The organism is Flammeovirgaceae bacterium SG7u.111 (genome assembly GCA_034044135.1).
Taxonomy (GTDB): Bacteria; Bacteroidota; Bacteroidia; order Cytophagales; family Flammeovirgaceae.
Genome location: CP139021.1, coordinates 2,762,390 through 2,786,593, shown reverse-complemented (window position 1 = coordinate 2,786,593; position 24,204 = coordinate 2,762,390). Strand labels below are relative to the sequence as shown.

General features: G+C 40.0%; 17 protein-coding genes. 6 read left to right on the top strand and 11 right to left on the bottom strand.

Annotated elements, in window-relative coordinates:
• Nucleotides 1-10 precede the first annotated feature (10 nt).
• Nucleotides 11-1,927 (bottom strand): glycoside hydrolase family 97 catalytic domain-containing protein, encoded by a 1,917-nt coding sequence (locus tag R9C00_10735; protein WPO37928.1) that lies wholly within the window; start codon nucleotides 1,925-1,927, stop codon nucleotides 11-13.
• 25 nt (nucleotides 1,928-1,952) lie between these two features.
• Nucleotides 1,953-3,335, bottom strand: a complete 1,383-nt coding sequence (locus R9C00_10730) for a sulfatase (GenBank protein ID WPO37927.1) — start codon at nucleotides 3,333-3,335, stop codon at nucleotides 1,953-1,955.
• 400 nt (nucleotides 3,336-3,735) lie between these two features.
• Between R9C00_10730 and R9C00_10725 the strand changes: the two genes are divergently transcribed.
• Complete coding sequence (locus R9C00_10725; protein WPO37926.1) at nucleotides 3,736-7,821, top strand: response regulator; 4,086 nt, start codon at nucleotides 3,736-3,738, stop codon at nucleotides 7,819-7,821.
• 19 nt (nucleotides 7,822-7,840) lie between these two features.
• On the opposite strand, the gene R9C00_10720 is transcribed toward R9C00_10725, so the two are convergent.
• Nucleotides 7,841-8,413, bottom strand: coding sequence for an XRE family transcriptional regulator (locus R9C00_10720; GenBank protein ID WPO37925.1), 573 nt, complete (start codon nucleotides 8,411-8,413; stop codon nucleotides 7,841-7,843).
• A 338-nt stretch (nucleotides 8,414-8,751) separates the two neighbouring features.
• Between R9C00_10720 and R9C00_10715 the strand changes: the two genes are divergently transcribed.
• Genes R9C00_10715 through R9C00_10705 form a run of 3 tightly spaced genes read left to right on the top strand, consistent with a single transcriptional unit; the run spans nucleotide 8,752 to nucleotide 11,906 of the window.
• Nucleotides 8,752-9,858 (top strand): 2-aminoethylphosphonate--pyruvate transaminase, encoded by a 1,107-nt coding sequence (locus R9C00_10715; protein WPO37924.1) that lies wholly within the window; start codon nucleotides 8,752-8,754, stop codon nucleotides 9,856-9,858.
• A gap of 42 nt (nucleotides 9,859-9,900) precedes the next feature.
• Nucleotides 9,901-10,572 (top strand): HAD hydrolase-like protein, encoded by a 672-nt coding sequence (locus R9C00_10710; GenBank protein WPO37923.1) that lies wholly within the window; start codon nucleotides 9,901-9,903, stop codon nucleotides 10,570-10,572.
• A gap of 20 nt (nucleotides 10,573-10,592) precedes the next feature.
• Entirely contained in the window at nucleotides 10,593-11,906 is a 1,314-nt protein-coding gene (locus R9C00_10705) for a DUF5690 family protein (protein ID WPO37922.1), read from the top strand.
• A 62-nt stretch (nucleotides 11,907-11,968) separates the two neighbouring features.
• Here the strand turns inward: R9C00_10705 and R9C00_10700 are convergent, their stop codons facing one another.
• From R9C00_10700 to R9C00_10675, 6 genes are all read right to left on the bottom strand, one after another.
• Nucleotides 11,969-12,703 carry an HmuY family protein gene (locus R9C00_10700; protein ID WPO37921.1) on the bottom strand — a complete coding sequence of 245 codons (735 nt, stop codon included), beginning with the start codon at nucleotides 12,701-12,703 and terminating at the stop codon, nucleotides 11,969-11,971.
• 43 nt (nucleotides 12,704-12,746) lie between these two features.
• Nucleotides 12,747-14,951, bottom strand: a complete 2,205-nt coding sequence (locus R9C00_10695; GenBank protein ID WPO37920.1) for a TonB-dependent receptor — start codon at nucleotides 14,949-14,951, stop codon at nucleotides 12,747-12,749.
• A gap of 11 nt (nucleotides 14,952-14,962) precedes the next feature.
• Nucleotides 14,963-16,378: a 4Fe-4S binding protein gene (locus R9C00_10690; protein ID WPO37919.1), complete on the bottom strand. Its 1,416-nt coding sequence runs from the start codon at nucleotides 16,376-16,378 to the stop codon at nucleotides 14,963-14,965.
• Nucleotides 16,379-16,456: 78 nt separating this feature from the next.
• Entirely contained in the window at nucleotides 16,457-17,404 is a 948-nt protein-coding gene (locus tag R9C00_10685) for a CbiX/SirB N-terminal domain-containing protein (GenBank protein ID WPO37918.1), read from the bottom strand.
• Between the two features lie 242 nt (nucleotides 17,405-17,646).
• Nucleotides 17,647-18,357, bottom strand: coding sequence for a pirin family protein (locus R9C00_10680; GenBank protein ID WPO37917.1), 711 nt, complete (start codon nucleotides 18,355-18,357; stop codon nucleotides 17,647-17,649).
• A 112-nt stretch (nucleotides 18,358-18,469) separates the two neighbouring features.
• The gene (locus R9C00_10675; protein WPO37916.1) at nucleotides 18,470-19,312 is read right to left on the bottom strand and encodes a helix-turn-helix transcriptional regulator; all 843 of its coding nucleotides are present in this window, start codon (nucleotides 19,310-19,312) and stop codon (nucleotides 18,470-18,472) included.
• Nucleotides 19,313-19,462: 150 nt separating this feature from the next.
• Between R9C00_10675 and R9C00_10670 the strand changes: the two genes are divergently transcribed.
• Complete coding sequence (locus R9C00_10670; protein ID WPO37915.1) at nucleotides 19,463-19,708, top strand: hypothetical protein; 246 nt, start codon at nucleotides 19,463-19,465, stop codon at nucleotides 19,706-19,708.
• A 73-nt stretch (nucleotides 19,709-19,781) separates the two neighbouring features.
• Here the strand turns inward: R9C00_10670 and R9C00_10665 are convergent, their stop codons facing one another.
• A complete protein-coding gene (locus R9C00_10665; GenBank protein WPO37914.1) occupies nucleotides 19,782-20,096 on the bottom strand; it encodes a hypothetical protein in 315 nt (104 codons plus the stop codon).
• Between the two features lie 425 nt (nucleotides 20,097-20,521).
• On the opposite strand from R9C00_10665, the gene R9C00_10660 reads away from it, so the two are divergent.
• Nucleotides 20,522-21,352, top strand: a complete 831-nt coding sequence (locus R9C00_10660) for an alpha/beta hydrolase-fold protein (GenBank protein WPO37913.1) — start codon at nucleotides 20,522-20,524, stop codon at nucleotides 21,350-21,352.
• Between the two features lie 85 nt (nucleotides 21,353-21,437).
• Here R9C00_10660 and R9C00_10655 read toward each other — a convergent pair whose 3' ends face one another.
• Nucleotides 21,438-23,681 carry a TonB-dependent receptor gene (locus R9C00_10655; GenBank protein ID WPO37912.1) on the bottom strand — a complete coding sequence of 748 codons (2,244 nt, stop codon included), beginning with the start codon at nucleotides 23,679-23,681 and terminating at the stop codon, nucleotides 21,438-21,440.
• Nucleotides 23,682-24,204: the final 523 nt, after the last annotated feature.

Genomic DNA, 24,204 nt, shown 5'->3' with positions numbered 1-24,204 from the left:
TTTTTGATGTCTATTTGGCTGGTCTTATCCACATACAATGCCCACCGCCAGAGGCCATTACTGCTTTGACAATTTCCCCTTTTTCGACACTCCCTTTTCTTACCCGGTAAGCTTCTGGGTTCGTTTTGCAATGAGTCTCTTCGGTATCTTCGTAATAGGTTATATCGTATTCTATGCCTTCTTCCAAAAAATCTAGGTCGATATCCAGAGTCCCTCCTTTTTGGCTATACACACTCCCAACAAACCACTCTTTGCCACGGCGCCTTCCTGTACTGATGTATTCGTCCATTTTGGAATGGAGCACACGGCTTTCGTCCCATTTACCAACAGGCATTTTTTGGATAAACTCAAATAAATCGGCTTTAGCAGCATAAGCCTCCGGAGCATCGGGTATACAAACCAACCCACTGAAAACCACAAGGGTACGAGCGGCTTCCGATGCCACAGTTGAAAAATAAGAGTTCGTTTTTCTTGGCCCTTTTTGCCTCAACCCAGCATTTATCCCGGTCAAATCAAAGTTCCCGTTGTTCATGTCCAATGGGCCTGTTATGGCATTTATCAAAGCCATTTTTATGAAAGCTTCAGGGGTAAAAGCCCGACGGGAATCTTGCTGGGCATGGCAATATTCACGAGTTATGGCATTGGGGAAGGTACGACGAATCCCTGTAAATGGCACAGGACCATCATGGAAATCGATGAGGAGGTTACTTGCCGCACTTTTCTGAATAGCTTCTCTCGAAAAATCGACATCGCTGCCCATAAAACCATATTTGATACCTTTCATACCTAAAGACTGGTAATACGGAAAGAGTTCATCATCACCATATTCGCCGTGCCTCCTGTCATAATACAACATCAGCTCTACCTCTTTGTCGACAGCATAATCAATTACCGCCTGCAAATCCAGTTTCTCCGACAATTCAAAACTCCCTTTGGTTACGTGTTTGTACCACGCATCGTCAATAAGAAAATAATCTACTCCAGTTTCGGCAGCAAAATCTATAAATCGGTAATAACTCTCGTTGTCAATGCCGTACACAAAACCATCTGGAGCTGTGTAACCATGCACGCGCCAGTCCCAAAGCGTTTTTCCAGGCTTTACCCAATCAGTTTCTTCCAGTTCGCAAGCCGTAGCGAGGTTAATAGGAACTGTATTGACAACCAAGTCCCCCGCCGTTTCCCCAATTAACAGCACCCTCCAGGGGCTTGTCCACTCCTCCTTGCTTAGCTCTACTTTGTTGACAGCCGCAACCTTTCCTTCGCTTATTCCAAGTTGCATTGGCCTAATGCCTTTTGCAGCATATAAATCCGATTCTAAAAGGGCTATAAAGAGTTGTTGGCCTTGAGGTTCAACCACCAGAGGAACACTGATTTTCCTACGAGTTTTTTCTTGCAAATAGTCAGTAAGACCACTCAAACTCACTGGACCCAAAGGTTCGCTTTCCCCTGCCGGTGTATATAAATTACTTCCCTCGGACAACGCATATTCGCATTTGAAAACAGCCTCTTTTGGTTTTTCTCCTTCATCTAGGACAAAACGGAACGCTACCCCTTGGTCGTAAGCCCTTGCCAGCAACTTTCCGCCAACCCCACCACAATCAATATGTAAAGTAAGTTGCTTGTAATTGTCCTGAATACTACTTTGCTGACCCCATACGGGTTTCCAAGTGGTATCTTTTTCACTTTCAGAAGCCTCTACTACAGCGACTAATTCACCTGGAAATATTTCCAATTCTGAAACCCCAATTATTTCTTTCCCTCTCTGACTTACCCTATAATTCAATTTATTATCTGTAAGCTTAACCTCAAGGGAAAGCCCATCATTTGGTGAAGCAAGGCTGAAACTATCCAGCGGTTTTTTGCAGGAAAAAAGGATAGGGATTAGTGCCGTTATTACCAGCAAAATACTGAAACATTTGGTATTCATAATAGTATCTATAGCTTATTTTTTGTTACATTATATCTTTATTGACCTCGGGCATTTCCGCATCCACGTTGTGTTGCCATGTCTCCAGCTCGGTCAAGAGCTTGCCACTTATTTCAGGATATTTATTAGCCAAATTGTTTTCTTCTCCAAGGTCTTCTTTTAAGTTAAACAAGAGTAATTCTTCAGTTTCAAATCCTTTAATCAACTTCCAATCTCCTTTGCGAATAGCTGCCCCCATAGATAAGCCTTCTTTACGGTGATGGGGAAAGTGCCAATAAATAGCCCTATCTGCAAAGCTTCCTTCTTCATAGCACAGTGGCAATAAACTTTTACCTTCTTGCTGTGGGTAAGAGGAGATGGAGATACCAGCTAGGTCTAAAAAAGTAGGAAAAAAATCGACCGAAGTAACAGGAACATTACAGCTACTTGCCGGCTTTATTTTCTTTGGCCAATTAACAATGAGCGGCACCCTTATTCCTCCTTCGTTTAATGTCCCTTTTTTCCCTTTTAGAGGCGGATTGCCCCATAAGCCACCATTGTCTGAATAGAAAAACACAATGGTATTATCCAGCAAATCCAACTCTTTTAGTTTGTCCATCACCTTGCCTACATTCTGGTCCAGCTTCTCTATCATGGCAAAGTATGTATCGCCATTATATTTTTTTACCGTTTCTTCAGGGGCTCTCAATGGCGTATGGACCGTATAAGTTGCAAGGTTAAGGAAGAAAGATTTTTGCTTATTTTGCTCTATGAACTCTACAGCTTCATCCCCTAACCTGTCGGTAAGGTATTCCCCTTCTTTCCGATCTTTGATAGTACCGTTTTTATAAGGATCAAAATAGCTCTTTGGCTGCCCATAAGAACACCCACCAATATTAACATCAAACCCTTGAAATTCTGGATGGTACGTACTATCAACAATACCATCTTTGGTATAAATAGAACCTTCTCCTCCCAAATGCCATTTACCAATATAGGCAGACGTATAACCTTGCTCTTTTAGCGCTTCGGCAATTGTTATTTCCTCAGGTGGCAAGTGATCTAAAAAATACGCCTCTTTCAATTTTTTCCCTTTGCTGAGTTTCTTTACATACTTTTCCATTCCCATGCCTGGGATATGGCAGGTCAACTTTAGGGTAGCAGGATATTTACCGGTCATTATGCTGGCGCGCGTAGGCGAACATACGGGTGCTCCTGCATACGCATCCGTAAAAACCATCCCTCCTTTTGCCAAGAGATCAATATTGGGTGTGTTTATTTCAGGCTTCTGCTTCATGTAGCCAACATCAGAATATCCTAAGTCATCTACCACAATAAAAACGATGTTTGGCAAAGCCGCGTCCTGCCCTTGCTGACAAGCGGAAAAAAATAAAGGAAAGAATATGAGAGATATAAAAGATCTTCGCATTGACTCACAGTTTTTAGTTTGGAGCATGTTTAAATCTTATCTATTTCGCTGCAAACACTCATTTATGGAACCTCACTTCAAAATAAAATTTTACAATAGCGCTGCTATTCAAAAATTTTCTTCTTTCGTGAGAACCCAAAACTGAATGTTTTCACTTGAAAACCTAAATTTTAAACATGCTCTTACAAAGCCATTAGCAATACTAGTTTTCTTATGAAGAAAGGATTGCCTGTATTTTAACAAAAGCTGCAACTATTGTAACAATCCATTTGCTACTTTTATGTAACCCATTGGCTAGACACGCATTAGCATTTATAGGCAACCAAGCGCCTCAGCGGAACTTACCTCTGAATGAAAATATTTCTAATTTTATGATCCTGATTATTAATGTATCTTTCAGATGACCACCAAGCTCCCTTTTATACTCGTTTTACTATTACTTTTGGCTACACATGCTACACTCTACAGCCAGGGAGTATTTTTTGAGCATATACAGCATGAGGGTATTTACCAAGATGGGATCTTTGACATTGTACAGGATGAAAAAGGCTTTTTATGGTTGGCAACCCACAAAGGATTGGTAAGGTATGATGGCATCCAAACCGTAGCCTACGAACACTTTTACGATGGACATCATTTAAAACCTTGTAATAAGGTATTTGAACTGCAAGTAGATAAAAACGACGATATATTGGCGATTACAACTGCTGGGTTATGCAAGTATAATCAGCATGAAAATCGGTTTCAAAGAATCCCTCACCAAGCTATTGACATCCGCTCCAAACTTTGCAAAATGAGTTCCAAAAGCACCCTTATCACATCTTCCTCTGGTGTTTTATGCCTTTCAGAAAACAATGAAATAAAAGATATTGTCATAGCAAACCATGATTTTTTCCCCTACCAGGAAAGAATCAGAATGATTTCTCATATAGAAGATTCACTATTCTTTATTGCGGCCGATAATGGAGGAATTGGGGTCGCAAAGTTTGACCATCAGCGATATGTTTTAAAAATCATCTCGTATTTAAATAGAACTTCGGTTTGCCATACCGTTGCCAGAGAATCTGATTCTGTTTATTGGGTTGGGTTTCAAAAAAAAGTTAAGCGGATGAAACTCTCGAGCACAGGCCACCTCGAAGAATCGGTATTTTTAGGAGCCCAAGAAGATCTTTTTCAGAAAATTATTAACACCTCCGACATTATAGTCTCTTCAAACAAACATATTTATTTTTCGACTATAGGAAACGGGTTGTTTGAATTCAACAAGAACACCCATTCAATAAAAAGGTATTTACAAAGTGACACAAAAAACAGTTTGCAATGGAATACCCTACTCTGCTTATTTGAAGACAATACGGGCGTAATTTGGATTGGAAAAGGGCAAGGTGGTATTGCTAAAATAGATACTAAGCGAAAGCCATTTTATAACCTAAAGCACAATCCTCTCGACAAAAAATCACTTTCGCACAATTTCATCAATCCTGTTTTTATCGATTCAAGAAACCATTTGTGGGCTGGTACATTACAAGGAGAACTTAATCGTTCGATCAATAAATTTACAGAAACCCATGTGTCCGAATTTGAGTTTGAACTCATTTATAAAAAGGGTATCATGAGATATGCCTTGTTCGAACGGGATGACTATATACTCATTGGGGCTGGCACTACAATGCTCTTCTTTAATTTGAATTCTGGACAGTTTTCAAGTTTACCCCCTACTAGTAATTTGCAAAAAATCATTGGGGATAATTCAATTTTCAACTTTGAAATTGATGCTGAAAACAGGCTGTGGATTGGCGGATCGAAAAATTTATTATGCGTTGATTTCAAAAATGATATCCAAAACCTGTTATCGGGAAATTGCACCCAGGTACCCCTAAAGGCTCATAGTGGGGCATCGCTAAACAACAGAGTGAATCAAATCCTTTGCCTCGATAGCTTGGGAACTTTCATAGCAATGAACAACGGGCTGTTTAGAACTGAAGAAGAGCAAGACACCCTATACCTCAACCATTATTTTTACGATCCTGAAAACGAGATGTCTTTAAGCCACTCGAGGGTTACTTCAATATGCAAGGATGATAGTGGGCAAATATGGATAGGAACCTATAATGGAGGATTAAATAAAATCATTTTCGAACAAGGTGATATTATTGGTTTTGATAATAAAAACAACCAGATAAGCCTGCCTATCAGCTCCATTTTCGATATTCAAACGGATGGCAAAAACAATCTATGGATTGCATCTAATCATGGAATCATCAAGTACAACACGCAAGACAACTCATATATCCAATATGCCTACCCTTTTCCCGAAGGAGTGAGCAAGTTCAATATAAAAGGTGGGGCAAAAACAAAAGACGGACAATTGTTATTTGTAGGCAACAATGGAATTGTAGCATTCTACCCAGACGAAATATCGGTTAATAATATTCCCGCCAAAGTAGCTTTGACGGGATTAAAGATTTTTGATAAGCCAGTAAATATTGGGGAAGAAGTGTATGGAACGGTGATATTACCAAAGGCATTGGAAGCTTTAGATCAAATCATCATACCCCATAAAGGAAACAACTTTACCATCGAGTTCTCGGCTTTGCATTTTTCATCTCCAGAGAGCAACTCGTTTAAATACAGGCTGAAAGGAGTAGATGATAATTGGCTGCATGCATCTGCTTTGCAGAATTCTGTCAACTATCCGCAATTACCCCATGGAGATTACACCTTCCAATTAAAGGCGCTAAATTCCGACAAGATCGAAAGCAACGAAATTCGGGAATTGCACATTCATATTTTGCCTCCTTGGTATGCGACATGGTTTGCCCGCCTACTCTTTGGGCTTTCATTTGCCTGCATATTGTTTGTTATATACAAGTATCTCAAAAACCTTTCGCAACTAAAGCAATCATTAAAGTTGGAAGGCTTGGCAAAGCAGCAAGACAAGGAGTTGTTTGACATGAAGCAACGCTTTTTTACAAATATCTCACACGAGCTAAAGACCCCGCTGTCATTAATCATAGGGCCTGTAGAAGGGATGATGGCAGAGGCTAAGAGTACAAATGGAGATGCAAAAATGTTGTCATTGGTGTTAAGAAACGCTCTCCAACTTCAACGATTAATCAATCAAATACTCGATTTCAGAAGAATAGAACAGAATAAATTAAAAGTGAACCTACAAAAGGCTGATATCAACGAATTGGTTCAAGATGTCTTATTAGCCTGCGAATTCGGGTTTCAGAAATCAGAATTGCAAGTTGACTTTATAAATAATGCTGAAAAAATAGAACTATGGTTTGATTACGATAAAATAGAAAAGGTACTATACAACCTGATTTCCAATGTCTGTAAATATTCGAAAAAAGGAGGCCAGGTGGTGATAAAAACGAGGTTAGACAAGATGGAAAACCAGTTTGTATTTAGTATTCTGAATGAGGGAGAAGGTGTACCATCAGCAGAAAAACAACGAATATTCAATAGGTTTTATCAAGTAGACAACAAGTTATCTGGGGCAGGAATAGGGCTTTCAATGAGCAAGGAATTTATTGAACTGCACAATGGCACAATAAAAGAGATCGGAAAGTTTGGTAAAAACTCAGAATTTGTTTTCACTCTTCCACTGGACAACACACATTTGATCTCAAACCAGAAAGAAAAGATGAGTCCTACACAAGAGCTTTACAGCTTGGGCAATAGTGATGAAGACATACCTGATACCAAGCCACAGACCATACTTGTAGTAGAAGATAATTTGGACATGCTCGGGTTTGTAAGTGACATCTTCCAAAAACACTTTCATGTCATTAAAGCTGTTGACGGTGTAGAGGGGTATGAATTAGCTAAAACACATATTCCTGACATCATTATCACCGATGTGATGATGCCAGAGATGGATGGGAATGAACTATGCAAACTAGTAAAAAAAGATGCTAAAACATGTCATATACCCTTGATCATGCTTACTGCAAAAGACACATTGGATGAAAAGATAGAAGGTATATCGACTGGAGCAGATGCTTATATTACCAAGCCATTCCGGGCAGATCATTTAATGGTCCAAATAAACAACTTGCTTGATTCAAGAAAGAAGCTTCAGCAAATGTTCAAAGAAAAGTATGCCTACGTATCCGATGACATTGAGACCACGTCGCACGATGATAAATTGCTTAAGAAGTTTGTAAAATTTGTGGATGAAAATGTTGCTAACTCTGAATTAAAAGTTGAGGATGCGGCACAAGAATTAGCTTATAGCTACATGCAATTCAACCGCAAAATAAAAGCGCTCACTGGAGAGTCAGTGGGGCAATTTATTACACATTACAGGCTAAACAGAGCCAAGGCTATATTTGAAAAAAATCCAACGGTCAGGGTATCCGATGTAATGACCGATATTGGCTTCAATACCCATTCGCATTTTTCAAAACTGTTTAAAAACCAGTTTGGGCTAACCCCAAAAGAATTTCGGGAACAGCTTTTAAAACCAAACCCTTGATTGGTTTGCCAACATTCTTCTACGCATCCATAAAATACACCTTAAACATAAGCGCCTCTTTCTTCTCTTGGTTTTCTACCGAATGGGCTATATTTCCATCAAAAAGAAGCGTGTCTCCTTCATGTAATTCCACTACTTTTTCATCTAAGCTATACACTACTTTCCCTTTCAACACATGGATTAGCTCCGTTGCTGCGGTAGACACCGGAGGCCTGTAAATTTCAGGAGCAGCCCTCACCAAATTCACCCGTATATTACAGGATGTCACATTTTGGCTTAAGATATCAAAATAGGTCAAGCCTACAGAGTCATGCCTCTCCTCTCCTATCAAGTTTTCCTTTTTTATCAAAACATAATCTGCCTCTTGTGTACTTACACCTTTCACTAATTCGGTCAAATCAACCTCCAGTGCTTTGGCAATATTGAACAGGACAGGCAAAGATGGAACCGTTCTAAAGTTCTCTATTTTAGAAAGCAAACTTGGAGTTATTTCACTCTTAGTTGCTACGGTTTGCAAATTCATCGAATTTTGCTTGCGTATTTCTTTTATCACCTTGCCAATATTCCCCAAACGATCACTCTTAATAGCCATATTTTCTTCTATCTACTCTTCTTCTAAGAAAAGCCAAATTTCATTTTTTTTAGTATGATTCAAAACATTTCTCAAAAGAATATCGAACCTACATATTGAAACTCCTCAACAAATACTGCTAGCTTTCTGCAAAGTTCAATAATTACCTATCTTCTCTTAAAAATCAACCCTAGTTTAAGCAATATCGCCAAGTGTTACTCCTAGATTAAAACTCACGCAAAAAGCATATTTATCCTCTTATAACTTTTGAATATTTGTCAATATAATAGTTTTTTGGTTTGGCTTACCCACTAACAAGGGCTGGCTAATACATTTGCTAAATCATATTAGAACCATTTATGGACAACCCATATTTATTATTGACTCCGGGCCCTTTGAGCACAAGCAACGGAGTAAGAAATTCAATGTTGCAAGACTGGTGCACTTGGGATGACGACTACAATAAAGACATTGTATCTTATGTAAGAAATACCCTTTGTGAACTGATAGAAAACAATGGCAGCAATGAATATACCTCTGTACTGCTGCAAGGGAGCGGTACTTTTGCTGTAGAATCTGTCATTGGCAGCTGCATAAAACCTAATGGACACCTCCTTGTGATAAGCAATGGAGCTTACGGAGATAGAATCGCCCAAATATCAAAAGTTCTTGGGATTTCTTTTGACCTCTTACAGTTTAAGGAATATGAACAACCAAGTATTCCCAAAATAGAAGAGCAGTTAAAAGCTAAAAAATATTCGCATGTAATAATGGTTCACTGCGAAACCACCACAGGAATATTGAACAATATTCAAGATGTAGCCAAGCTTTCCAAGGCATATTCGTCAAGGTTTATAGTCGATGCCATGAGCAGTTTTGGAGGGATTCCCATTGACCTAAAAACATTAGACATTGACTGCCTAATCAGTAGTGCAAATAAGTGCATACAGGGTGTTCCTGGTTTCGGTTTTGTACTGATAAAAAAGGAATTGATAGAAGGTTGCAAAGGAATCGCCCGCTCCTTGTCACTTGACTTATATGCACAATGGAAAGAAATGGAAGACAAAGGTGGAAAGTGGAGATTCACCTCTCCTACTCACGTGGTTCGAGCCTTCAAAACAGCCTTGGAAGAATTAAAAGAAGAAGGAGGAATAGAAGCTCGCTACCAGCGCTACAAGGAAAATCAATCCATTTTGGTGGAGGGCATGCAAGCACTTGGTTTTGAACCACTGGTAAAAAGAGAATGGCAATCCCCTTTCATCACTTCATTTCTGTTTCCCAAAAGGGAAAATTTTGAATTCAATACATTTTATCATTCGCTCAAAAAGAAAGGGTTTGTGATTTACCCAGGAAAGATATCCGACGCCGAAACTTTCAGAATTGGCTCTATAGGGCACGTTTTTCCAGAAGACTTTAAAAGGTTGCTAGCAGCAGTTGAAGAAGTGGAACTAGCAGCCTCTAATTAATTCAATTGACATAAAATTTCTAACACCGACATACACAAAATCATGATAAAACTAGTAGTAATGGACATGGCGGGAACAACCGTCAAAGACAACAACTTCGTACACAAATGTTTTGTAAATGCATTTCAGGACAATGGCTTCGATATAAACGAAGAAGATGTAAATGAGCTGATGGGCTACCCAAAGCCAGTTGCCATCCGCATGGTCACCGAAGCCAAAGGCCTTGATATTAATGAGGAAATGAGGGATAAAATCCATGAGGATTTTGTAAAAGGCACGGTCGACTTCTACTTGGAAGCTCCTGAAGTTTCTGAGATAGAAGGAACCTCCGAAGTATTCAAAGCACTCAAGAAAAAAGGGATAAAAATAGCGATTGATACCGGCTTTAGCAGACCAACTATGAACGCTATTATCCAACGATTGGGCTGGGAAGAGTTGATTGACTTTTCTGTAGCTAGTAACGAAGTAGAAAATGGACGACCTTATCCGGATATGATCTTCAAATCAATGGAAGCGCTTGGACTAAAAGATGTAACTGAAGTTGCCAAAATTGGAGATACCAAATCAGACATGATGCAAGGCGATGCTGCTGGCTGCAAATTGACTATTGGCGTCACTACCGGAGCATTTACCAAGGAAATGCTGGAAAAATATCCACATACCCACATAGTCGATTCACTCAGCGATGCAATGGATATAATAATAGCGAACTAATCTCATACCATCTTTCAACCATGCTAACTTCTAAAGCTCTCAAGCAATTTTTGCAGGGAAGCAACACGGTCATTTTTGTGATTTTCGGATGGTGCGTAGCCTTTATAACCTACACATCGACCTATGCCTTCAGAAAGCCAATCACTGCTGCAATTTTTGAAGACATGGAATTTTGGGGAATTGATTATAAAATCCTTGTCATAACATCCCAAGTGATCGGATACACCCTTTCAAAGTTTATAGGGATCAAGATAGTTTCGGAATTGCAACCAGCCAACCGAGCAATGCTGATACTAAAATTGATCGGGGCTGCATGCCTTTCATTGCTCTTGTTCGCAATAGTTCCCCCGCCCTATAATATCGCATTTATGATATTGAATGGCTTGCCGCTGGGCATGGTTTGGGGAGTGGTATTTACGTACCTTGAAGGGCGGACAACTACCGAATTACTAGCGGCAGGGCTTTCTACTACTCAAATATTTTCTTCGGGAGTGGTGAAGTCCGTGGGGAAAACTATGACCATTGCCTATGGTGTCCCTGAAATTTGGATGCCTTTTTTGACAGGAATTATATTTATGGTCCCCTTGGTTTTAGGAGTTTGGTTGCTAAACCACATCCCCCTTCCTTCACCCAAAGACATAGAGCAGCGTACCCTCCGCAAACCAATGAACAAAACTGAACGCAAGAAATTTGTTAGTACGTTTTTTACGGGCGTGATTTTGCTTCTAGCAGTTTATATTCTGCTCACGGTTTATCGAGATTTTAGGGACAATTTTTCAGCGGATATCTGGAACGCATTGGGCTACGGTGACGATGCGATGATTTTCACACAAACTGAAACACCAATTTTCATCGGCATGTTGATCATTATTGCGCTTATGATGAAGATAAAAAACAATATGCTAGCCTTCCAAATCAACTTAGGGCTAATTCTTATTGGAGGATTGATGATAGGTGGATTTACCTTCGCCTTCCAATCACAAATAATCTCTCCATTTCTTTGGCTAACTGGTGTTGGTTTTGGCTTGTATTTGGGCTACGTACCTTTCAATATCATGCTTTTTGAGCGAATGATAGCTGCTTTCAAATACGTGAGCACCGTTGGCTTCCTCATCACCACAGCAGATGCCTTTGGTTACTTGGGGAGCCTAACCCTTATGATAATCAAGAATTTTGGTTCGGATAACTTGAGCTACCTCAACCTGATGATTTACCTAAGCTATGCAGTATTTGCTGTAAGCTTGGTGGGAATGTGCTGGAGCATCTTCTATTTCTACCACAAATACAGATCAAAAATGCAGATGAATGTGAGCTTACAAGGGCAATTAGGATAAAAAAAGCTCCCCCACATTTTCTATGAAAACGAAAGGGGGAGCTAGGATTGCATACGTAAAATCTATTCAGCTAAAATCCTTTCAAACTTGAACTTTGGAAAACCTTTTGTCCCATCGTTGTCACTATAAAAGCCAGTGAATGCTAGTTTGAAATACACACCATTAGTAGACTTGATGATGTAGTATTGGTCAGCTACCATTTCGTATTGAAAATTTGAAAAATTTAGTTTTTTCCAGTCTTCACCTATTGCCGCCACATCAGCGCTAAGTGTCATTCCTTCCGCATCGTCGAAAGTCACATCATCATAAGAAATAAAGGTTTTGCCCTCTTCTTCAATTGCTTCCTTATTCAGTTTAAGAGCTTGCACCACTCCTTTATTAATCAACGCTCCTGTCATCATGTATGGAATATAAGTACTTGTGCTTGGGTCAAATGCTTTTCCATTGTACCAAGCCAAAACAATGTCCCAGCCTTCGCTTCCAGTTGCCTCATCGGCGCCCGCAGTCCACAGGTCAAAGTGGGTGTAGCTCGCATCGCTATAGTGAACCGCCATAGTATCTGCACCAGTTGTTTCGCTCACCGCATCTAAGTCTACAAACACTTGCCTATTATAAGACAATGTCTGGTCAATAGGGTTTCCAGAGTGGTCGGTCGTTTGGATAGTCACATCAGGCTTACTGTAAAGAGATACTTGCACTTCGTTCTCTCCTGAAAAAAGAGGATCTGGATCATCTTCACCGCAAGAAGTCAACAAGGCAACTGCACCAATTAATATAGTAAATAACTGCTTTTTCATAGTTGTATTTAATTAGACTTATTATAAATAAATGGTTAAAAATTTAAATTCTTTTAAGGTTTATTTTAAGAGAAAGGTAATACGACCTGCCCCAGGCAATCATAAGGTCTGATGTGCTGGAATGCGCTCCACCTTGGGTGGTGTTTGTGATCCCAGTCACATTTAGCAAGTTCTTGACACCTCCTGTCAACAAGTACTTCTTGTTCTTGAACCCTTTCGTCACGGCGTAATTAAGCATATCATAAGAACTGGCAGTGCCTCGTGTAACCTCGCCATCTGTTCCGCTTGCATACAATTGAGTTCTTTCTCCAGTATACTTATAGTCTACTTGCATGTTCAAGTCTGCCAAGGGCCAGAAATACGAAACCATTCCCACCAAGTCTTTGGCGTATTCAAAATCGAGCTGGCCGTTATCCGCAGGGTCGTAACCAATGCCAGTGAGCGTGAAACCTAAGCTAGCTTTCAACCTATTATCATTGTTGAAATTTGCCGAAAGCGTACCGCCATGCGTTTTCTTTTCAGATACATTTTGATAATAAAAAACAATTCCATCATCGCCTTGCGCAAGCTCAATCACATCGAATAAGTGGTTGTAAAAAGCGGTCGCATCAAGCTTCCAAACCGCATTTTCTGAAGTAGAAATAGTTTTGCCTAAAGCCGCATTGAGGCTATAACTTGTTTCAGGGGTCAGGTTTGGGTTACCAAAAATCTGGTGGTTGGTATCCACAAAATTCATATAAAGCTCCTTCATGCTAGGAGTTCTAAATCCTTTGGCAAAAGAGACCCTTCCCTCCCATTGGGTTTGAGGCTTCCATTTCAAATGGCCAGAATAAATCAAAGGCGCATCAAATACATTGTGATTTAGGTAGCGCAACCCGGGCTGGAGTTGCCACTCATCCGAAAGCTTTATCTTTATATCGGACCAAAGGGCATGTTCAACCAACCGGTCATTTTCAGCTATTTTACCACCAAAACCCGCTTCGTCGTTTAGTTCGTAGCCTATCTGCCAGTCAAACTTTTCGCCCAAAGGCAGGGCATAAGAAAACCTTGCGTTCCAAGTTTCAAACCTGTCGTTACCTTCCCCTCCAGATTTATTAGAAGCGCCACCCTGATCTTCTTTCACATAATACAGCTGAGAAGTACGATCATACACACTAAAAGAAGCCATTCCGTTCAATGCAGACCTGTTTTCAAAACGCTTATTCCCTTGGCCATAAAACGTTGTTCGTTGGGTGATGTACTCTGTGTCAAAAGCCCTAAGTTCAGATACATACCCCCCTTTAAGGGTTAAGTCTTCTTGGCTAAGCCTCGTACCAACTTTCAAGTCCCAATTTTTCTCTTTGTAAGTATAGCTCGCATCTAAGTTTGTTTGATTTTTAGGATCCCAGTCCATAGACCGAGTGCTTTTATCTAGATCATACCCATTGAAATACCGATACCCTCCTCCTATGTTATAGTGATGCTTTCCACCGACAATTCCCGCAACAGTTGCATTCCCACTCAGCACACCTACCGACTCTCCATATACCGTAGCTGAGCCATTTAGTTTATAGTAACTGTTATCTTTGGTAATAATATTAATAGTCCCGGCAAGCGCATTGGACCCGTACACCACAGACATTGGTCCTTCTACTATTTCAACATGGTCAACCTGCGACATATCAATTTGGGAAAGGTCAATATTGCCATCTAATCTGCCATTTAGAGGAATTCCATCAACCAATATTTTCACATGTTGCCCCTCCAAACCTTGCATAATAATTTGCGAACCAAGCACGCCATCTTGCTGTAAGTTGATGTTTGGTTGGAAACGCAAAGCATCGTTCAGGTTTTGAACCCCTTGTTTTTCTATAGTTGCCGAACTGATCAGCCCTATTTTGTAAATGGACTCATCGACCCTTTGAGGCTCAACACTAGCCGTTTTTACCACCTGGTCGAGCATCAACAGATCAGGCTTCATTTTAACGGTTTGCCCTTTTTTATTTTCCACTAAAATCTCAGTCGTTTTATACCCCGAATAGGAAATAGCACAGGTCAAATTGGGAGTATATGGCACGACCGCTTTACCATCGATATCTGCCACAAAGTAAGACTTCTTGCCCGAAGCAGAAAGCAAACATACATGTGCGCCAATAAGCGGAGATTTGTCTGAACCATCTACGATGGTAAGCTCCACAGAATTTTGAGCCATTCCTGAAAGAGGGAACGCCAATAGCCCCAAAAGGCTTAGAATAAAAAATCGTCTCATTTTTGAGTTGTTTACGTAGCCAAAATTCTTTTTCTAGGCTTCGAACTTTTTGTTTTTGAAAGGTCTTTCACAGCATCGAGCACACAGCCCGTAGGGCAAGCGACCCTGCACCATAACATGGGAAACCGCATGGAGATCACAACAAATGCAATAGCCACATAAAACCAATAAGAAGAAACCTGTGAGCTGAACAAATCGGGGAAAAGTTCATAATTCCCAAGTGTTTTATAACCCAAAATGAACCCTCCAATTAGCACAATCGTCAGCCCGTAGCGGATGTACTCGGCTTGTTTGTTGGTGATGAATAGCTTCTTTGATTTGAAAGGCGAATATTTGAGCGAAACCATCTGCGCTGCACCAAAGGGGCAAACGTAAGAACAGTAAGCATTTTTCCCCCAAATGGCTCCCAACAAGGTAAAAAGGGCATACAACCCCAAAAACAGTGACACCTCTGTACCCATAAAAGGCATCAAGAAAGTGATATAGGTAAAAGAACTGTTCAGCCCAAAGCCTATGTAAGCCATAGCTACCACAGATATAATCAAACGGGAACGTTTCGACTTTTTGATCTGAGGCAAAACAGCATACAAAAAGATGCTGGAGATCACTACAATATGAAAGATCCACCAATAGGTCAATTCTGCTTTTACATGAAAGTTTTCAACTTCAAAATCGTAATAGGTAGAAAGAATCTGAGGAGCCGTCACTTCGAAAGCTTCCGTAATGCCTTCCGCCATCGCCCTTGTGGTGATTGTCGCTCCCGAAATCGCATCAATCACATGATCATCCTTGTGTAAGGAAATGCCTTCGTACTGATCCAAATAAGTGCTTCTCAATATTTTCCGCAGGTAACTTTCCGTCTCTTTTGAAGTGATATAGCTCACCTCTTCTAGTACCCCCGCAAGGCTTGTCTCCATCCCCATATAGATAGCCCCCGAATAACCTTGCACTGTATTATGCAACATGTTTTCAAAATACAGAGACTGCAACTTTCCCCGCTGATAAATTTCTGCATAGCACAAGTCATCTTTCATTTTCACCACCACATCTGCATCCGCTCCGTACTTGGCCTCCAAGCGCTCGGCCATATCTTCAGCCCATTGCTCATCGTGAAGCGAAACCCCCATATCATTTTCAAACGAAAGCATACCCGCTTCTTTCACTTCACTCTCCTTGATGGGCTTCACCATCCCAAACTCACCCAACACATCCCCTTCGTCTTCGGAAATCATCCCAGCTTCCTTCACCGACGACCGTACCTGGTCTGTCACCAACTGGGGAGCAAAAAACTCATTTTCCAACGTGGAAATAGAAGTCAAACCGTTATTGGATTCCAATGGTCCGTAAATAGAGAAAAATACAAAAACACCCAGAACAATTGCGGTAACTATAGATTTGCGGAAATCTATCTTTAATTGCTTTGCCATAAAACCAATGACTAAAAAAACAGGGAAATGAGAGGAGAAGATAGCCTTCTCCCCACATAATTAAGATACTCGGGAAAATTATTTTGAAGCTACTGCATCACCTTTTAGGTCGGCAACCGTTTCTTCTACTATTTTTACTACCCAATTATTGATATTTTCATCTGGCAAAATAGCATCTTGCTTATATACCACCCTTTTCTGGTCTTCAATCATATCTACACCATTCTGGATAATCTCTCCTTGGAAGTGCTCATCATTCGCCACCAAAACAGGGATTACAATGGCTCTTTCTTCTAATTCCAAAATCTGCTCCACCGCTTTTTTAGTTGGCTCGGAAGAATACCTTACCAAGTGCCCGCACCACCCGTAAGAAATAGAGCCTATGCCCGTTTGCGCCTTCAAATAGCGTCCAATATCTTCTACCATTTCTTCCCACTGCTGGTTAAATTCTGCATCTCCGTAAGCAATCAATGCAACACCCTCGTCTCCACTTCCATTGGAAAGGGCTTTTGCTCTGCGAGTGATATTTTTCTTTAGCACCGTTGGGAAGTCGAGCAATGGGGTAACAGTTACCCTAGCTTTTGAACTATACGTTTCAATTTTTTCCTCTTTCAAGCTAGCCTTTACTTTCGGGTCGTTTGCTAGCCCAACTATATTAGGGATATCGTTACTTGTATGTGATGAAATGGTCAAAAAAATCGGTACCACAATTACTCTATCATACTCTTCTGCATCAAATGCTTTCATTTGCGTAGCAATTGACGGCTCGGTATATTCCATAAAAGCCGTGCGCACATCTGCTACATCACCACTTTTCATAATATCATCCTTCACATCCAGCTCGATGTCTTTCAACATTTTCCTCCAACCTTCCGAATGAGATCCGTGGTTTACCAGGAGTACTCCTATTTTTTCCCCATTTGGAGTAGCGGCGACTGTTGTAGCTTCAGCGTCTTGCTTTTTTCCAGAACAAGAAAACACCAATAACGCTGAGAGGGTCAATGTAAATAAAGTAAGAATTTTCATCTTGTTATTTTTAATTAGTCTAAATAATCAGTTATGCAAACTTAGACTAATTCTAAATAAAATAAAATAGCAACAATTAATTTAATTTTAAATTGATGCATAAAAGTAAAAACAACATCCTAAATAATTTAAAAGCAAACAACTTTAGGCATTGGAATATCACTGATACAAAAAAACGTTCAGCAATCTATGTTTGCTGAACGTTTTTCAAATCATTAATGAAAACCCAAACTTAATAACTATCAGCCCATCGGAACTTCCATCAAAAGAATGAAACTATCTTCTTTGGCTTCCAAGCTCAACTTCTCAGTTTCCCAAACACCAAGTCCATCACGTTTCTCTAAGAGATTTCCACTGATGTCAAGTTCTCCATCTAACAAAAATGCATAGACTCCATTCCCCTTTTTTTTAAGCTCATACCCAAGCTTCGTGCCTTTTTCCAATTTGCCCAAATGAAACCAAGCCTCTTGGTGTGCCCAAACTCCTGCATCGTCTTTATTGGGCGAAAGCACTTGCAAAAGTTGGTTAGGGTTTGCAGCCAAGTCATAGGCTAGCTGATCATAACGAGGGCTTACATTTCGTTTGTTGGGTATCACCCAAATCTGCAAAAAGTTAGTCCTTTCTGTTTTGCTCCTATTATATTCGGAATGCACAATCCCAGTTCCGGCTGACATTACCTGGATCTCATTTTTCTTGATCACCTGCTTGTTGCCCATGCTGTCTTGGTGCTCCAACTCCCCTTCCAAAGGAACGGAGATAATCTCCATATTATCATGCGGATGCCTGCCGAAGCCCATTCCAGCATCTACAATATCATCGTTTAGCACGCGTAAAGCACCAAAGTTCATTCGCTCTGGATCATAGTAACCAGCAAAGCTAAAAGTATGGTGACTATCTAACCAACCGTGGTTAGCATGTCCTCTGATGTTCGATTTATGAAATACAGTTTTCATTTTATTCTCCTTTTCAATAATTGATATGAATTAGTTTTCATATATAAAAACGGAGGTGCTTAAAAATAGATTCCCCAATAAGTTGCCATAATCAGGGGTATTATTGCAAAAATCAGGCATTATAGGTTTTAGTGAACTCAGCTGGGCTAAGCGAGGTGTGTTTCTTGAAAAAATGTGCAAAATGGGATGGCTCGGCAAAACCTAAAGTATAGCTAACCTCTTTTGCATTCATCCGTGTATGGAGCAATTGTCGCTTCGCCATCACCAATAGAATAGATTGGATATAGTCTTTTGCTGTGATGCCTAACAATGATTTCACTGTTTTGTTTAGGTGATCTGGCGTAATTGCCAGTTGACCTGCATAATACATTACCTTATGCTCTTTTTGATAATTTTCCAAAATCAATCCCTTAAACTGCTTTAGCAACTCCATTCTCGTACTTGTTTGCCCAAAATCGGGATCGACTGGTAACACGCAAGCATTGTAACATTCAATTAGGAAGAGCTTCAGCAGCGCCCCAAGAGTCTGCGTTTTGAATTTCATTTTAGGCTTGGAAGCCATGACCGAAAGCTGGTTTGCCAAGGAATTTAACGAACCAGAAACTTCCTCGGAAAGGGAAATAGGTGGAGAAGCATTGAACTCCCGAAACAGATTGATATCGGAAATAAAGGCAGAATCGATTTGATTTTCAATAAGAAAGTCTTCGGAAAATTTGATAGCCCACCCCACTGGCACACCCTTTTCTTGTATCTGGTGGGTTTGGTTTGGTGCTATGAAATATACTTGCCTGTCCAGCAAAGCGTATCGCTTAAAGTCCAACAAGTGTGTACCTGCTCCTTCTATTACAAAAATAATGGTGTAGTACGTATGGACATGTGCTCTCTCTTCTTTACCAAGCCTACGCTGGTAAACCGCTTGCATTTTCTCTATCTCAAAAAATGTATTGGAAGGCATCTCAGCTTGTTAAAGTGAAAACATCATGTTAAACCCATGTAATTAGTTAACACAAAGGTAAATATTCGTTGATTTAGTTTTTTTTAATTCTATTGAAAATATGCGTTATTTAGAATAACAATGAATATCCTAACCAATACTTGAAACTAGATGGAAGAAGCCCTAACTCTCAGCAAAAAATTTCACCGCATCATGCTTAGCGGTGAGCTTATGACTATCAAATCTAAGCCAGATGGCAACATATTTCTTTATGAGCTAGAGGGTGATTTTTACGCTATTAGTTATAACTCCGCAGGAAAATTACTCCACACAGAGTTAATAGAAAACCTTGCAAGATTGCGCATGCTCCTTTTCGGTGTAGAAAAAATAGAATGGGAGGAAAACGAGGATGAATAAACAGCAAGCTAAAAACAAATCATTTCTGAAATGAACTGCTTCTTTTAAAAGAAAACTGTAGAAATTTTCTTTCTCAATTTTCTAGGTAGGTCAATATTTTTTTAAGGTGCTTATTCTTATCGATAGCCTTGAATACATGAGAAGTGATTAAGGCAATTTCCTGTTTGCTAAACTCTGGAAGCAATATTCTAACATGAAATTTGGTCACATTTGATGGGTCGCTCATGAGCAGCTCGGCATATGAGGTAGCCATGGCTCTTTTACTACTCGAAACCAATTGGGGTGAAAACTTTAATGTATTCTTACCAAACAAAACTCTATCAATCTCACTTAATAGCTCAGTTATCTGCTGATTATCAGACATGTTATTAATTACGTTAGTAGGCATAGCATAATGAACGGGTGAATATGAACGCAATGATAATCCATCAGCCACAGAATTTCATTTTTCCATGATTTAATTTAATAAAATTAACATAGGATTAACATGTATCTTGCCCCATTACTAGCCTATTTTTAACGAAAAAACAGCCAAAAACCTGCTAATTCGTATTTTTTCTTATTTCAACCAGTAGATTTTTACATGATAGATCATGCAATGCTATCTAATATATAACATAGCAAAATATATCTTATCCAGAACATGTATGTAAGGCAAAAAGAGGCTGGCTTATAATCCATAACATTCAGGCACAAATGGAATAGAAAACTCAAGCCTCTATTATGAAATTCCAATAATAAAATAGTTGTTTAATACCTACCAGATGTGTTTTATGACTTAAGTTTACCACCAAAGAAACTATATACACCAGAATGAAAACCCAAATAACCCTGCTCATCTGCTTAGTTATGGCCCTGAGCAATCAATTATTCGCTCAAAAAAGAATCGAACCCGTTAAAAAAGAGCCACTGATCATTGGGGAAAGAATTGAAATAGAATCAGAAATTCTGGAGCAAACCCGGGTATTAAATATCTATCTCCCGAACGGCTATTCGCCTGATTCCCTAAAGACCTATCCAGTTATTTACCTGTTAGATGGATCTATCCACGAAGACTTTCTTCACATTGCCGGCCTGGTACAGTTTAGCTCTTATCCTTGGTTAGAAAAGATGCCCGAATGCATTGTAGTAGGCATTTCAAATATCAATCGGTACCACGATTTTACATATCCCTCGGAAAAAGAAGAATATCAAGAGATTAATCCTTTAAATGGAGGCTCGGCCAAATTCATCGACTTTCTAGAACTAGAGGTAAAGCCTCAAGTCAACAAGCTTTACAAGGCATCTGAAACATCCACCATCATTGGGCAATCCCTAGGCGGTCTGATTGCCACTGAAATCTTGTTTAAAAAACCTAACTTGTTTGAAAACTACATCATTGTAAGCCCAAGTCTTTGGTGGGACGATGAATCGCTACTTCAGATGCAACCAACGAAATACACAACACAAAAGAATATATTCATAGCAGTTGGTAAAGAAGGAAAAATCATGAAATCGGTTGCCAAAAAACTGAACAAGAAACTCTTAAAAGAGAAGGAAAGCAATACGAATATCAATTTCCAATATTTCCCAGAGCTTGACCATGGTGATGCCTTGCACTTAGCAGTTTATGAAGCATTTGATAAGATTTTTAGCACAAAATAAACCGATAGCTCCTTTCAAGCAGCCCTATTCTCTAATTCGTTGTAGCGCATTGAATATTTTAAACAAGCTTTCCTATAAATCAGTTTTAAAAACTAAATGAAACACTTCCTTTCACAAAAAGGGGCGTACCTGGGGTAAAATGGATTTCCTCAACAGAAATTGGCTCGTTGTACAACCTCGATTCAGTGGCAAACTGGGCTTCATTCCATTCCGTGTTTAATAGGTTTTCTACCGACAAACCAACATTATAGCGCCCTTTTGTATAGCCCAAAACCGCATCGGTCACAAAATAACCCTTTGCCTCAAGGCTGTAGTCTTCGTTGGCAGGTCGGTCGTGCAAGTACCTGTAGCGCAAACTTACACTGAAACCAGTTTTCGATTTCCAGGTAGCCCCGCCAGCAGCAGTAACACTTGGCGCTAGCGGTATGTATGCCTCATTTTCAGCAGCTTCTAATGCCCTAGCTCTAGTAAAGGTCAGGTCTGTATCGAGGAACAAAGAAGAGGTTACTTGGTAACGAACTGACGTTTCGATCCCCCTTCGGAGTGTTTTTCCACTAGGCTCTACAATTCCTTCATCCCCAACATATACAAATTCTTGGTCGAGTCTCAGCGCCCAAAGGGCTACTGTTACCAACAAGTTTGCACTAGGCTTGAGCGTTCCACCCAAATCGACCCCAAAGGCTTTGGGAAGTGTTTCGGAAACGCTGTTTGGGGTCACGGCAACTCTCGAATCGTTAGAATGAAACCCGATGCCAGATTTCAAGAAAAGCGAAACATTGCTATTCATCAAATAATCGAACCGAAGCTTCGGGCTTAACAGCCCTTGGTTTTTACTTGACTCAACTCCAGTCAATTTATCTGCATAGTTAAATTGAAAATAATCCATCCTTAGCCCTGTAGTCATTTCTAGTTTTGCAGCCAACGACCATTTAGCCTCTACAAAAGCAAACACATTTGTCTCGTCCACGTCTCCAAAAGCAATTCGTTCATTTATGGTTTCCTTGGCAATGGTTCGGTTCAGTTCGTTGTTATCAACATTATCGTACCGAAAGCCAACTCCCGATTGCGTGGCAACTTTCCAAGAACCCAACCAAACATCTTTTGAATAGGTTGATTGATACCCAAACAAGTTCCGGTTTTCCTTTTGCTTAATCTGATCTCCGTTTACAGGATCATTCAAAAAGAAGGTAAAGTTGGAATAGAGTTCAAAATCGTAGTTACTGAAATAGGCTTGGTGTTTTAGCCAACCATTCTGCCCCGCCTTGTGCAAGAAGCTCAGGTTTACATTTTGGCGAGAAGTTTCGCCTCCTTCCGTATCGTCTATAGCTCCGAACCTAGTGATCTGCCCACTTTTTACTGCCCTTTCGGGAATTTGCCCCGAAGCACTCCAATCACTATAAAAGCTAGAAAGCGAAGCTGTAAGCCAACTGTCCTCCCCTACTTTCCCATGGTATTTTCCCAACAAATTGAATCGCTTGAACCCTTGCGGACTTTCAAAATACCCATCGGACCTGAAAAGCTCTGTGGCTATAAAAGCATGTTGCTGCTTTTCCTGAAGCTTTTGAGGCAAGAGGTTTACCATCCCCACAGTTCTGAACGTCCCGAAATCTCCTCCTTCAATTTTGATCAGGTTGTTGTTCAGTGATTTTTTGGTTCGAAACTCGGCAAAGCCCGCTGTATTGAAATTTCCCTTGTCGGCATAATACGTTCCTTTTTCAAAATGGACGCGTTCAATGGTTTCGGGAATTACAAAATGAAGATCAGAGTAGCCCTGCCCATGTGCATGGGAAACCATATTTACAGGAACTCCGTCAACCGATAAGGCGATATCGGTACCATGGTCAATATCGAAACCTCTTAAGAAAATCTGCTCAGCCTTTCCACCCCCGGCGTGCTGTGCAATGAACAAGCCTGACACTGCTCGCAATACTTCTTGTGAGTTATTGATCGCCCTCAGCTTCAAATCTACTTGACCAATTATGTTCAATTTATTTTCTTTTTCGGCAGTAACCGAAACTTCGGAAAGCTGAAGGTTTCCTTCTTCCAACACCAAGTTTAGCTCATGCTGCTTTTGCGTATTTACAGGCACTATTCTGGTTTCATACCCAATATGGCTCACTTCCAACAAGAACTCTTCCTTTTCAGGCACAAGGCTAAAATAACCAAATGGATCAGTAGCGCTCACTACGTTTGCATCTACCACTTTAATATTCGCCCCATGCACGGGCAAGCTGTTTCCGTCCAACACCCGGCCGGTAAACGATTGTTGCCCTTGAACTGTCAAGCTTGCAATAAATAAAAATGCAGATAAAAGTAAGTGAAGTCTCATGTGTGAATAAATTAGTAGTTGTCTGTTTTTAAATTTTGTTCAAGTTCATCAAATGCAATACCGTTGCAAATAGACATGTTTTTAGACAACTTTTAATTAGAAAAGACAAAGAAATTTGCAGAAGAAAAAGCTTTCGTTCTGAAACTCATACTACTTATTGGTTTGAAAAGGACCAAGCCCATCAGTGCAATGGCAGAAGGGAGGCCACCTTTGTAGTCTTTAAACTTGGCAGGTTCGATCATAAGAGGTGGGGGAAATAATATCCTTTTGTAAATACAGATGATTCTAAAAAGGAACAAAAAAGCAATTCTAGATAGAATTGTTCTTTGTTTATCCAACTTTCATTCCATTTAGTTTTTTCTGTTTTCAATTAAAAAAAGGTAACAAGATGCTTTTAATTGAAAACTTCCGCCTTTTTTAATCTAAAAAATCAATCGACCTTCATGCTGTTTTGGAGCGAATAAGATAAATTCACGATCATAAGATGAAAATCCTTTCTATTTTCACGAAAGGCTCGTCTTTA